The organism is Streptomyces sp. NPDC093149 (assembly GCF_044754145.1).
Classification (GTDB): domain Bacteria; phylum Actinomycetota; class Actinomycetes; order Streptomycetales; family Streptomycetaceae; genus Streptomyces.
Window position 1 is genome coordinate 188,382 of the sequence record NZ_JBIVON010000008.1, and the last position, 11,701, is coordinate 200,082.

Below are 11,701 nucleotides of genomic sequence, written 5' to 3' on the forward strand. Positions count from 1 at the left end.
CAGGTCGGCGTCTGCCATCACCAAGGCTCGAGCAGATCCTGAAATCGGCGTGTTGTTTTTCTGCGAGCCCTAAGAGATCAGCCGGCCTCGGTCGATGACCGATCGCCGACACCGCGCGAACCACCCCCAGGACCGTCCTTGACGATCAGTCGCTCCGACAGCACGGCATCCTGCGACCGCTCCTCGCCACCCCTCGGAAACCCCTCACCGAAGGCCTTACGACAACAGCATTGACATGCGAATGGAAACCTCGGTTGCATGACTGTTCGACGCACCCTCCCTCCCGCCTCGGAGCACCTCATGGCCAAGCCCGACCTGATCTTCACCCGTGGCCCCATCCACACCGGCGATCCCGCGCGCACCCGGGCAAGCAGCCTGGCCGTCACCGGGGAGCGCATCACCGCCGTCGGCCATGACGAGGTGCGTGAACTGATCGGCCCGGACACCGAAGTCATCGATCTCCAGGGAAAGTTGCTGCTCCCCGGATTCCAGGACTCCCACATCCATGCCGTGTTCGGCGGGAGGGAGCTGGCCGAGTGCGATCTGACCGGCACGGTGGGCGTCGAGGACTACCTCACCCGCATACGCTCCTACGCCGACGCGCACCCGGACCACTCGTGGATCACGGGCGGCGGCTGGTCCATGGAGAGCTTCGACGGCGGACTGCCCACCCGGCAGCTCCTCGACTCGGTGATCCCGGACCGCCCCGTCCTTCTGACCAACCGCGACCACCACGGCGCCTGGGCCAACACCCGTGCGCTCGAACTGGCCGGTGTCACAAGGGAATCAGCCGATCCTTTCGACGGCCGGATCGAGCGCGAGCCGGACGGCACCCCGAGCGGAATGCTGCAGGAGGGCGCCACCGCCCTGGTCTCCCGGATCGTGCCGCCGAGCACGCCGGCGGATCGCCTCGCCGGTCTGCTGCGGGCCCAGAAACTGCTGCATTCCCTCGGCGTCACCGGCTGGCAGGACGCCCTGCTGGGGGTGTTCGGCGGCAATCCGGACCCGTCCGACGCCTATCTGACGGCCGCCCGTGAAGGCACGCTCACCGCCCGGGTGACCGGGGCCCTGTGGTGGGATCGCGAGCGGGGGGCCGGGCAGATCCCCGAACTGATCTCCCAGCGGGAGCAGTTGAGCCACGGACGGTTCCGGGCCCGTGCGGTGAAGATCATGCAGGACGGCATCGCCGAGAACTTCACGGCGGCCATGACCGCCCCCTACCTCGACGGCTGCGGCTGTGCCACCGGCAACTCGGGGCTGAGCTTCGTCGACCCCGTCGCCCTGCGCTCGTACGTCACCGAGCTCGACGCCCACGACTTCCAGGTCCACTTCCACGCGCTCGGCGACCGGGCGGTGCGCGAGGCCCTGGACGCGGTCGAGGCAGCCGTCGAGGCCCATGGGCGGCGTGGCAACCGTCACCATCTCGCCCACCTCCAGGTGGTCCACCCCGATGATCTGGCTCGCTTCGCACGGCTCGGCGCCACCGCCAACATCCAGCCGCTCTGGGCCGCACACGAACCCCAGATGGACGAGCTGACGATCCCCTTCCTCGGACCCGAACGGGCTTCCTGGCAGTACCCGTTCGGCTCCCTCCTGCGCGCTGGAGCCACCCTGGCCGCGGGCAGCGACTGGCCCGTGAGCAGCCCTGATCCGATCGCCGGAATCCATGTCGCGGTGAACCGGATGGAGCCCGGGGCCACCGACGGGCGGGTCTTCCTCCCGGAGCAGTGCCTCGACCTCGCCACCGCGGTCGCCGCCTATACCGCCGGCTCGGCGCATGTGAACGGGCACGACGACACCGGCAGTCTGCTCCCGGGCCACCTGGCCGACCTGGTGGTGCTGGACCGGGACATCTTCACGCTGCCCCCGGAGGAGATCGCCGAGGCCCGGGTCCTGCGCACCTACGTGGGCGGCACGCTGGTGCACTCCGGCTGAGGAGGCTCAGGACGGCTGTCGCGAGGACTCCCGGACCAGCAGGCGCGTCGGCACGAGCACGCCCGAGAGCCCTTCGTCGCCGTTCTCCAGGGCGGCGACGAGGAGTTCGATCCCGGCTTCGGCGACCTTCCGGGGCTGAAGGCTCAGCGTCGAGATCGGAGGTTCGGTGTGCTCGGCCGTGTCGTCCTCGCTCACGCACACCACGAGAAGGTCGCCGGGTACGTCATAGCCGTGGCGGCGCGCCGCCTCCAGGACGAGCGGCGGACTCAGCTCCGCCACCACGAAGAGGGCGTCGGGCCGCTCTGCAGCGGTCAGCGCGCCGTCCACGGCCCGGACCGCCGGGCCGTTGCCGGCGTCGGCGGCGAAGGTCACCCGGGCCGTGTGGCCGTGTGCGGCACACCAGTCCCGGTAGGCGGCCAGAACCCCCCGGTGGAAGCGGGTGGTGCTGTCGGGCAGCACGAGCGCCGTCCGCCGTGCGCCCTGCGATCCCAGATGCTCCAGGGTTTTGCGGACCGCCTCCTCGGCATCGACGTCCACCCAGTGCGCTCCAGGTCTGCCGTCCACCGATCCGTCGCTGAAGACGGGGATGCGGGCGGCAAGCAGATCCTCCACCACACGGTCGTCGGCAACCGGATCGGCGACTATCACCGCTTCGAGCGGCAGGTCGGCCCACTCGCTGTGCAGCGATCCTGCGGGCAGCATCACCAGGGCGTATCCGCGTTTGAGCGCCGCGGCCGCCGTGGCGCTGGTCAGCTGGGCGAAGTACGGCGAATCCAGGTACGTCCACGGGGTCCCTGCGAACTCCCCCACCACGTAACCGATCAGCCGGGCCCGCCCCGCACGCAGTTGCCGGGCGGTGGCGTTGGGCCGGTATCCCATCCTGCGCGCGGTCTCCCTGGCCTTCTCCCGCACGGTCGGCGAGAGACGTCCCGTGCCATTGAGAGCCGCCGAGACCGTGGTCTTGGAGAGGCCCGCCTCGCGGGCGACATCGACGAGACGGACGCGGGGCGCGGCGGTTTGCGGAGTGTGGCCATCGCGTCGGGGAGCTGAGGTCATGCACTGATGCTGCCACCCCCGCGACCTCGGCAAAACCGTTCCCGCAAAGTCTTGCGCGGGAACGTTCCCGCATCAATACTCGCCCCATCCCCCAGCGCCCGTCACTACACCCGTAAAGGGGTGGGTCTCCTTGCGCATGTCCAGAGCCACCGCGCTGCTCGTCTGTTCCGCCGTCGCCGCGGCCGCCACCGCCGGCTGTTCCGGAGCGACCGGGTCCCGTCCCGGCGGCGGCGCTCCCGCCTACACCGTCACCCCCGACTCCCCGGCGGCGAAGGGCTCCCTCGACGCCTTCACCTGGTCGCTGTACGCCGAGCCCTACACGCTCGACTACGCCCTCGCCTACGACTACCCGCCGAACACCGTGCTCGCCAACGTGTGCGAGCAGCTGCTGCGGGTCACCCCCGACATGAAGATCGAACCCGGGCTGGCCGTGAAGTACACGAACCCGGACCCGAAAACCTGGGTGTACGCCCTTCGACCAGGTGTGAAGTTCCACGACGGATCGACCATGACGGCGGACGACGTGGTCGCCTCCCTCGAACGCCACATGGATCCGGCCACCGGCTCTCCGTGGGGCTCGTCCTTCAAGAACGTCGTCTCCATCAAGAAGAGCGGCCCGCTGGAGGTGACGATCCGGCTCAGCAAGCCCGACGTGCTCCTCAACGAACTCATGGCGGCCTCCCCCGGCACCGTCGAGAGCGCCGCCTTCCTGGCCGAGGCGGGCAAGGACTACGGCGGCCCCAAGGGCAAGGTCGACTGCACCGGCCCCTACGCGCTCGACAGCTGGGCCCAGGGCGACAGCCTCACCCTGAAGAAGAACAACGCTTACTGGGACCGGTCGCTGATTCCCAAGACCGACACCGTGACGTTCACCTTCATCGAGGACCCGTCCGCCCGCACCAACGCCTTCCTGTCGGGCACGGCCGACGGCGGTTACCTGGTTCCCTCATCCTCTCTCGCCCAACTGCGCACCAGTTCCAAGGGCAAGGTGTACTTCGGCCCCAACACGGCGGCCGCCGATCTCGCCGTGCTCGACCTCAAGGGCCCGCTCGGAGACCTCAAGGTCCGTCAGGCCCTCTCCATGGCCCTCGACCGCAAGAACATCATCAAGGCTGCCGCCGGCGGCATCGGCGTTCCCGCGAAGGCGCCCGCCGCGCGCGGCGCGTGGGCGCTGGCGCCCGAGAAGGCCGACGACTACTTCAAGGCGCTGCCCAAGCCCGTGTACGACGTGGCCGGCGCGAAGAAGCTGATCACCGAGGCCGGTGCCACGGGGCGCAGGGTCACCGTCGTCACCAGTTCGCTCGCACCGGAGATCAGCGTCGTGGCCAACGCCGTCCAGGCGGCCGGTAAGAAGATCGGCCTCGACGTCCGGCTGAAGGCCGTTGCCCCGGAGGCGTACACCAGCGTCTTCGTCGACCCCGACGCCCGTAAGGGACTGGACCTCGTCATCACCAACGGGTACGACAACACGCCGGACCCGCTGGAGTTCTACCAGTACCTGCGCACGGGCGACTTCGGTAACTATGGCAACTGGTCCGACGCCGAGTTCGACGCCCTCTTCGACAAGGCGAACGCGGAGCCCGACGCGGCGCGCCGCGCGGAGCTGACCGCCGAACTCCAGCGCATCGCCGTGCGCGAGCTCCCGATCATCCCGCTGTACGAAGCCCCTTACTCGGTCTTCCTCGGCAGCCGGGTGACCGGCGCCCCGACCGGCATCGCCCAGCTGTACTACCCATGGGCCGCGACGATCGGGGCCGCGCAGTGATGACGCGCTATCTGATGAGCCGCCTGGTCGGCCTGATGACGGTGCTGCTCGTCACTTCGTTCATCGTCTTCGGCACCGTGCATCTCGCACCGGGCGATCCGGTGACCTTCCTGCTCCACGGCCGCCCCGCGACCGCGGACGCGGTCGCGGCGCTGCGCGCGCAGTACCACCTGGACGACCCGCTGCCGGTCCAGTACGCGAAGTGGCTCGGCGGTGTCCTGCGCGGTGACTTCGGCCGCTCCACCCAGTTCCACCAGGACGTCGGCTCCCTCATCGCCTCCCGCCTGCCCGGCACCGCGCTGCTCGTCGGCTACGCGGCGTTACTGGTCGGCGTCCTCGGCGTGACGGGCGGCATCATGGCCGCCCTGCGCCCCGGGGCCGTGGACCGCACGGTGCTCCTCGGCACCGGCGTCGCCACGGCCACTCCCTCGTTCGTCAGCGCCATCGCGCTCGTCTCGCTCTTCTCCGTCCAACTGGGCTGGTTTCCCGGGCCCGGTAGCACCCCCGAGGGCCTCGGCGACCGCCTCTACCATCTGACGCTGCCCGCCTTCGCCCTGGCGATCACGTTCGCCGGACTGCTGGCCCGGGTCACCCGGTCGGCGATGCTCGACCAACTCGGGCGCGAACACGTCGAGGTGGCGCGCGCCCGCGGTGTCGCGAGAGGAGCCGTGGTCCGTCGGCATGTGCTGCGCAACGCACTGGGCCCCATCGTCACCGTCGGCGGCACCATGCTCGCCGGTCTGCTGATCAGTACCTCGATCGTCGAGACCGCCTTCAACGTGTCCGGTATCGGCTCCCTGCTGGTGCAGGCGGTGACGGCCAAGGACTTCGCCGTCGTTCAGGCGATCACTCTGCTCAGCGTGGCGGCGTTCGTCGTCGTCAACCTGCTCGTCGACCTGCTCGTGCCGGTCGTCGATCCCCGGCTGTCCCTCTACGGGGAGGCTTCCCGATGACCACCACCGTCTCCACCGCATCCCCCTCCCCGGGTGTGCTGCGCCGCCGCCGGGGCCTGCGCGGACTGCGGATTCTCGGCCAGGGCCCACTGTTCACGGCAGGCATCGCCGTACTCGTGGTGCTCGTCGTGATCGCCGTCCTCGCCCCCGTGATCGCACCGTACGACCCCGACGCGCTCGACCTGTCGGCGAGCCTGACGGGCACCAGCGGTGACCATCTCCTCGGTACCGACCAGTCGGGGCGGGACATCCTGTCGAGACTCATCCACGGCGCGCGGACGGGCCTGCTCGGGCCGCTCCTCGTGGTCGGCGTGTCGACCCTCCTGGGCACGCTCGTCGGCATGGTCGCCGCCTGGCGCGGTGGCTGGGCCGATGCCCTGCTGTCCCGGTCGATGGACCTGGCCTTCGCGATCCCCGGACTGCTGCTGGCCATCCTGCTGGTGGCTGTCCTCGGCTCGGGCATGGCCGCGCCCGTGATCGCCATGGCGGTGGCCTACACCCCGTACGTCGGACGCCTGGTCCGAGGTATCGCCCGCCAGGAGAAGGCTCGCGCCTACATCGAGTCGTACCGCGTGCAGGGCTGGTCGGGCTGGACGATCTGCCTGCGTCATCTGCTGCCGAACATCGCACCGACCGTGTTCGCGCAGTCCGCGATGAACTTCGGCTACGTACTGATGGACCTCGCCGCGCTGTCCTTCCTCGGGTTCGGGGTGCAGCCGCCCACGGCCGACTGGGGAGCCGTGATCAACGAAGGCCAGTCGGCGATCCAGCAGGGGGCGATGCTGCCCGCGCTCGCGCCGTCCGCGTGCATCGTCCTCGCCGTGGTCGCCTTCGGTATCGTCGGCGAAGGGCTCGCCGACCGAATCGCGAAGCGGGAGCGGTGAGTGCCATGACCGAGTACGAGACACCCGCGCTGGAGATCGACGGGCTCGGCGTCCGCCTGCCCGGCGAGCAGGCGGCCCGGCCCATCCTCGACGGCGTCACGCTGCGGGTCGAGGCCGGCGAGACCGTCGGGCTCGTCGGTGAGTCCGGCTCGGGCAAGTCGGTCGCGTGCCGCAGCGTGCTCGGGCTGCTCCCGCCTCGGGCACGAACGCGCGGTGAGGTGCGGGTCGCGGGCCGCGACGTCCTGACCATGAACCGTGCCGACCTGGCCGGGCTGCGCGCCGGACAGGTCGCGATGATCTTCCAGGATCCGCGCGCGTCCGTGAACCCGCTGCGCCGTGTGGGCGACTTCCTCACCGAGGGACTGCGCGGTGCGGGCACTCCCGCCACCGCGGCCGAGGACCGGGCCGAGGAACTCCTCGACGCGGTGGGCATCCGCGATCCGCGGGGGGCGCTGCGCCGCTATCCGCACCAGTTCTCCGGCGGGATGCTCCAGCGCGTGGTCATTGCGGCCGCCCTCGCGGGCGAGCCCGCGCTGCTGGTCGCCGACGAGCCGACCACGGCCCTCGATGTCACCACCCAGGCGGAGATCATCGCGATCCTCACGCGCCTCCAGGCCGCGCGTGGCACCGGAATGCTCTTCGTCACCCACGACCTCGAACTGGCCTCGGCGATCTGCGACCGCGTGTATGTCATGTATGCGGGCCGGATCGTCGAAACCAGCGGCACCGACGCGCTGTTCGACCGTCCACGCCACCCGTACACGGCGGGGCTCCTCGCCTGCACGCCCCGTATCGAGGCCGGAGCATCCGCCCCACGCCCCATCCCGGGCCGTCCCGTCTCCCTCGCCGAGGCCCCACCAGGGTGCGCCTTCGCAGCACGCTGCGCCCATGCGCAGCCGCGCTGCTCCGAGGAGACACCCGAACTTGCGCACCACGGCGACGGACTCGCCGCGTGCCACCGCGCCGACGAAGGGATCGAACTGTGACCGCGGCGACAGCGGAACTCGTCGTTCAGGGACTGCGCAAGCAGTACGGCGACCACACGGCGGTGGAGGACGTGTCCTTCACCCTGTCGCCGGGCTCCTCTCTCGGCATCGTCGGCGAATCCGGCAGCGGCAAGACCACGACGGTTCGGATGCTCGTCGGCCTGGAGCTCCCCGACGGCGGCACCATCCGCGTCGGCGGACGTGACCGCTCGGCGCCCGCCCGGGGCAGAGCCGAGCGGCTCGCCCGCGCGCGCGAGATCCAGATGGTCTTCCAGGATCCGTACCTGTCCCTCGATCCGCGGGTGACCGTGGGCCGGTGCGTCGAGGAGGTCCTGCGTCTCCACTTCCCGATGGAGACGACGGCCCGGCGGGAACGCGTCGCCGAGCTCCTCGACCAGGTCGGACTCGGGGAACGGGAAGCGGCCGCCCTGCCCGGCAAGCTGTCCGGCGGCCAGCGCCAGCGCGTGGCGATCGCCCGCGCGCTGGCCGCCGAACCGCGCGTCCTCGTCCTCGACGAAGCCGTGGCGGCCTTGGACGTGTCCATTCAGGCGCAGGTCCTCGAACTCCTGGACACCATCCGGCGCGAGGTCGGCATCGGCTTCCTCTTCGTCACTCATGACCTCGCCGTCGTCCGGCACATCACCGACGAGGTGATGGTCCTCAAGGAGGGACAGGTGGTGGAGGCGGGCCCCACGGCCGAGATCCTGGACGCGCCTCACCATCCCTACACCCGCCTGCTGCTCAGCTCCGTCCCCCGACGCGGCTGGAACCCCGCCGACGCCGCGGCCGCCCGCCGCGCCCTCGGCTGATCCACCCGGTGGATGTCCGAAGTGGCGTCGCGGGCCCTGCGGCACTTCGGCAACGCAGAAGGGGCCGGACCCGAGTGCCCGGGGTGCCTCCGCGGCAGGGAACCTCGACATCCGCACATCGTCACCGTGTACGACTTCGGGTCCGGCCTGCACACTGGGCAGCCCTTGATCCGTCTCGTCACGGTGTCCCGGTGCAAGGCAGCGGTCCGGCGGCTCGCAAACAGCGCCGTCCTCTTGTCCGTTCACTGTCCTCGGGAGGACGCAGTGAGACGAACCCTGTTCCCGGCGCTGCTGTCAGGGGCGCTGCTCCTCGGTGTGCTCGGAGCCGCCACGGCGGCTGCTTCCACGAGCACGCTGCCCACGACCCGCGCGCCGGCCACGGACAGCGCGGGCAGCCTGGCCCATGCGTGGGCCGCATCCCTGAGTACCCGTGACCGGTACGTCGTCGACGCCTCCGGCAACCGCTTCAAGCTCAAGCACGCGAACTGGCAGGGCGCACAGGGGTACTGGAACGGGCGCGGAGACATCAACGACCCGGCGAACCATCATGACGGCGAGAAATCCGAACAGTTGACGCTCGGCACACTGACCGGGCGCGCCGAGCGTGCTGGCAGACTGCCTGCTCATGAGCGGACGTGAAATTGACCGGTGTGGCGTCGGCGCCGGCGTGACTCTCGGGTTGCTGGCTGCGTGGGCAGTGCATGACGCGGAGGAAGTGGTCCTGGTGCCACGCTGGACGCGTGACCGGGTGCCCGAACTGCGGCGGCAATTCCCTCAGGTTCCGGATCGGATATGGCGGCGTCTGGAGTCCATTGATGCACGCGAGTTCGCGACCGCCGTCGCCGGAATGGCCTTCGTGGTTGCCGCGGCGGCCGCCGACGGGCACCGCACCGGCGGGCGCTCCGCCTTCTACCAGGGGGCCCTCAACGGTTTCGGGCTGCACGGCCTGGTGCACATGGCACAGGCTGCGGCGGTCCGCGGATACACACCGGGTTCCGTCACCTCACCGTTGGTGGTCATCCCCTTCACGCTTTGGGCCCGCCGCCGACTGCGGCGGGCCGGGGTGCTGCGTCCCGCGCGCCCGCGCGATGCCGTGCAGAGCCTCGCACTTGCCGCAACGGCCACGGTCGGGGCACATCTGATGGCGCGACGGGTCGTGCGCCGGTGCCGAACGCCGTCCCGAACCTGAGCACCGATCGGGGATCTACCGAAGGCGGCCACGGCCTTCGTCTGGTCCAGCGCCCTGCGCCCTGCGCCCTGCGCCCTGCGCCCTGCGCAAAGGTACGCCTGACCAGCGTGAAGGCCGTGGGAACCGAGGTCCCAGCGGCTTCCGGTCCAGCTCGTCTCGTCCCTCGGGCACCGAGCCCAAACTCGCGCTCCCAGCGTCGACACCCGTGCCGTCCGCCGCCGGTTCCGGCCGCCGCCGGTTCCGGCCGCCGCTCCCGCCGGGCGCGGTCCGGGGTCCGTCCGTAACCGCACTCCCACGCCGGAGTGGATGATTCGGGAGGCACGGAAGCGAGCAGGCGAGAACCATGGACTCCACTGCGCGAACCATCACGCCACCATCCGCACGATCCCTCCGTCCGCACGGGCGCGTACCGACCGGCAGGAGGCGCGGCCTGCGCCGGTACGCCCTCGTCCCGGTGGCGGTCGTGGCCTTCACCGTGGGCGCCGCCGGCTGCAACGACGGCGCCTCCCCGTCGGCCGAATCCGCCGGATCGAGCAGGTCGGCCAGCGACAGTACCGCCCCGGAAGCGCCCATCGCCCCCGGCGAGCCCGCTCCCGCCGAAACCGCCACGCCGAGCGCCTCGGCCGCCACGTCCGCCCCGCCCACCAGCCGCGGTCCGGGGCGCTGCACGGCCGAGGCACTGACCATGAGCCTGCGGCAGGGTGACGCGGGCGCGGGCCAGGTCCACTACCGGCTCACGCTGGTGAACAAGTCCTCCGGTCCCTGCACCCTCACCGGCTTTCCCGGCGTCTCCTTGATCAAGCGCGACGGCAGCATGATCGGCGAGCCCGCCGAACGGGAGGGCGCCGCCGGCCGGGTCACCGTCATCGGGGCCGGGGACTCGGCCGAAGTCACCCTGCACACCCTCAACCGCGGGATCAAGGGCTCGGAGTGCTGGGAACGGCCCGACTATCTCCGGGTCTACCCGCCCGGTTCCCGGGAAGCCCTGACCCTGCGCACCTCCCAACCCCTCGTCTGCGGCGGCCTCTTCAGGACGACAGCGGTGAGCGGCTGACGAAAGGGCGACCGGCCGGGGTGGCGACATCGCGACGCCCTCTCGGCCGACGTCGCGGCCACCGGCCGCGGCGGCATCGCGGGATCCGAGGGTCCACCGCTCCGCGAGGCGAACTTCTGCGCGCCGAGGCGGGCTGCGCCCCGGTCCCTTCGCGGAGACGCCGGGATCGGTGCTGCCCCGGTCTCACTCTGCGGTCCAATTTGACATTAGCTCGCCTTATGGAGGATAAAGAGGATCCTTTGGGTTGAAGTTCACGCAGCGTGACATTCGTGGCGTGGCTGCCGACGAACGTCTATGTGAATGAGTAATGCCGTGTCCCACGCCGCCGCAGTCCCCGACCAGCCGACCGACCCCGCCGCGGACTGGGAGGCGTGGCGCGCCGAGCGGCGGCGCTCCGTCACCTCGGCCACCGGGAATCTCGCCCTCGTCGAGACCCGCTGGGCCCCGGCCGGCGAGCGCCCCGACCTCGACGCGGCACGTGCGGGACAGCCGGATTCCGTGACCGTCACCACAGTCGAGCGCACCGACTTCGTCACCGGCCTGCCCGAGTACGGTCTCCGCTTCTGGGACGCGCAGTCCCCCGCGATCCAGAACTTCGACCGCACCGAAGTCTTCCCGTACGACCCGTCCTGGGTGCTGGAGGCCTCGTACACCCCGGTGCCAGGTGCCAGGCGGGTCGGATTCGAGCACATCCGGGACAACGGCGGCACCCGGGATCTCGTCGTACCGGGAGACATCGAGCTCACCCTGGACGGCCGGGACTACACACTGAGCGCCTTCGATGACGACGGCACCCTGCTGCTCGTCTTCGGTGACCCCACCAACGGCGACATCACCTACGGTGCCGGGCGCTTCCTCTTCGTCACCCGCACCGGTGAGGGCCGCGTCCTTCTCGACTTCAACCGTGCCTTCGTGCCGCCCTGCGGATTCTCCGACCAGTACAACTGTCCGATGCCGCCGCGGCAGAACCGCTTCCACCTGCCGGTCGAGGCCGGGGAGAAGCGCCCCGTCTTCCGCGACGGCTTCGCCGCGCAGCACTGATCAATTTCGCACTCCCCCGCCTCGTAGCA

Annotated in this window: 11 protein-coding genes; 10 read left to right on the forward strand and 1 reads right to left on the reverse strand. The window is 70.6% G+C overall.

The window, feature by feature from the left end:
* Positions 1-300 precede the first annotated feature (300 nt).
* Positions 301-1,935, forward strand: a complete 1,635-nt coding sequence (locus ACIQCZ_RS24480; protein ID WP_402285065.1) for an amidohydrolase — start codon at positions 301-303, stop codon at positions 1,933-1,935.
* A gap of 6 nt (positions 1,936-1,941) precedes the next feature.
* Here the strand turns inward: ACIQCZ_RS24480 and ACIQCZ_RS24485 are convergent, their stop codons facing one another.
* Positions 1,942-2,991: a LacI family DNA-binding transcriptional regulator gene (locus ACIQCZ_RS24485; RefSeq protein WP_402284814.1), complete on the reverse strand. Its 1,050-nt coding sequence runs from the start codon at positions 2,989-2,991 to the stop codon at positions 1,942-1,944.
* A 136-nt stretch (positions 2,992-3,127) separates the two neighbouring features.
* On the opposite strand from ACIQCZ_RS24485, the gene ACIQCZ_RS24490 reads away from it, so the two are divergent.
* The 9 genes from ACIQCZ_RS24490 to ACIQCZ_RS24530 all read left to right on the forward strand — a co-directional run bounded on the left by ACIQCZ_RS24490 (position 3,128) and on the right by ACIQCZ_RS24530 (position 11,672).
* Complete coding sequence (locus ACIQCZ_RS24490) at positions 3,128-4,756, forward strand: ABC transporter substrate-binding protein (protein WP_402285066.1); 1,629 nt, start codon at positions 3,128-3,130, stop codon at positions 4,754-4,756.
* Positions 4,756-5,709 carry an ABC transporter permease gene (locus ACIQCZ_RS24495; RefSeq protein WP_402285068.1) on the forward strand — a complete coding sequence of 318 codons (954 nt, stop codon included), beginning with the start codon at positions 4,756-4,758 and terminating at the stop codon, positions 5,707-5,709. The genes ACIQCZ_RS24490 and ACIQCZ_RS24495 overlap by 1 nt, the downstream gene beginning before the upstream one ends.
* The gene (locus tag ACIQCZ_RS24500; RefSeq protein WP_402284815.1) at positions 5,706-6,593 is read left to right on the forward strand and encodes an ABC transporter permease; all 888 of its coding nucleotides are present in this window, start codon (positions 5,706-5,708) and stop codon (positions 6,591-6,593) included. The genes ACIQCZ_RS24495 and ACIQCZ_RS24500 overlap by 4 nt, the downstream gene beginning before the upstream one ends.
* 5 nt (positions 6,594-6,598) lie before the next feature.
* Positions 6,599-7,579 (forward strand): ABC transporter ATP-binding protein, encoded by a 981-nt coding sequence (locus ACIQCZ_RS24505; RefSeq protein WP_402284816.1) that lies wholly within the window; start codon positions 6,599-6,601, stop codon positions 7,577-7,579.
* Entirely contained in the window at positions 7,576-8,388 is an 813-nt protein-coding gene (locus ACIQCZ_RS24510; protein WP_402284817.1) for an ABC transporter ATP-binding protein, read from the forward strand. Before ACIQCZ_RS24505 ends, ACIQCZ_RS24510 begins: the two co-directional genes overlap by 4 nt.
* A gap of 264 nt (positions 8,389-8,652) precedes the next feature.
* The gene (locus tag ACIQCZ_RS24515; RefSeq protein WP_402284818.1) at positions 8,653-9,027 is read left to right on the forward strand and encodes a hypothetical protein; all 375 of its coding nucleotides are present in this window, start codon (positions 8,653-8,655) and stop codon (positions 9,025-9,027) included.
* Positions 9,014-9,577: an HXXEE domain-containing protein gene (locus tag ACIQCZ_RS24520; RefSeq protein WP_402284819.1), complete on the forward strand. Its 564-nt coding sequence runs from the start codon at positions 9,014-9,016 to the stop codon at positions 9,575-9,577. Before ACIQCZ_RS24515 ends, ACIQCZ_RS24520 begins: the two co-directional genes overlap by 14 nt.
* Positions 9,578-10,040: 463 nt before the next feature.
* Positions 10,041-10,631: a DUF4232 domain-containing protein gene (locus ACIQCZ_RS24525; RefSeq protein WP_402284820.1), complete on the forward strand. Its 591-nt coding sequence runs from the start codon at positions 10,041-10,043 to the stop codon at positions 10,629-10,631.
* 300 nt (positions 10,632-10,931) lie between these two features.
* The gene (locus ACIQCZ_RS24530) at positions 10,932-11,672 is read left to right on the forward strand and encodes a DUF1684 domain-containing protein (protein ID WP_402284821.1); all 741 of its coding nucleotides are present in this window, start codon (positions 10,932-10,934) and stop codon (positions 11,670-11,672) included.
* Positions 11,673-11,701: the final 29 nt, after the last annotated feature.

Coding starts and splice junctions, on each gene's coding strand:
- ACIQCZ_RS24480 (WP_402285065.1), top strand. CDS start 301: ATGGCCAAGCCCGACCTGATCTTCACCCGTGGCCCCATCCACACCGGC.
- ACIQCZ_RS24485 (WP_402284814.1), bottom strand. CDS start 2,991: ATGACCTCAGCTCCCCGACGCGATGGCCACACTCCGCAAACCGCCGCG.
- ACIQCZ_RS24490 (WP_402285066.1), top strand. CDS start 3,128: ATGTCCAGAGCCACCGCGCTGCTCGTCTGTTCCGCCGTCGCCGCGGCC.
- ACIQCZ_RS24495 (WP_402285068.1), top strand. CDS start 4,756: ATGACGCGCTATCTGATGAGCCGCCTGGTCGGCCTGATGACGGTGCTG.
- ACIQCZ_RS24500 (WP_402284815.1), top strand. CDS start 5,706: ATGACCACCACCGTCTCCACCGCATCCCCCTCCCCGGGTGTGCTGCGC.
- ACIQCZ_RS24505 (WP_402284816.1), top strand. CDS start 6,599: ATGACCGAGTACGAGACACCCGCGCTGGAGATCGACGGGCTCGGCGTC.
- ACIQCZ_RS24520 (WP_402284819.1), top strand. CDS start 9,014: ATGAGCGGACGTGAAATTGACCGGTGTGGCGTCGGCGCCGGCGTGACT.
- ACIQCZ_RS24530 (WP_402284821.1), top strand. CDS start 10,932: ATGAGTAATGCCGTGTCCCACGCCGCCGCAGTCCCCGACCAGCCGACC.